Annotated in this window: 1 pseudogene; it reads right to left on the reverse strand. The window is 62.5% G+C overall.

The window, feature by feature from the left end:
• A pseudogene (locus EOD15_RS35500) lies at window positions 1–127 on the reverse strand (transposase); the annotation flags it as partial.
• Window positions 128–216 lie beyond the last annotated feature (89 nt).

Genomic DNA, 216 nt, shown 5'->3' on the forward strand with positions numbered 1-216 from the left:
GCCGCGCGGTGTTGTAGTCGGCGCGCCACAGGGCGATGGCTACGCGCGCCTGAGCCAGCGAGGTGAACAGCGTCTCGTTGAGCAGTTCATCGCGCAGTCGGCCGTTGAAGCTCTCGATGAAGCCATTATCCGGCATGATGTTCTTGGTGCCATCGTTTGTTCGGTTGTCAGGTTCGTTAAGCTTGGCGCATCCGGGCCACGGGGCACCGGGAGCAC

This window comes from Mesorhizobium sp. M7A.T.Ca.US.000.02.2.1 (assembly GCF_003996995.1).
Taxonomy (GTDB): domain Bacteria; phylum Pseudomonadota; class Alphaproteobacteria; order Rhizobiales; family Rhizobiaceae; genus Mesorhizobium.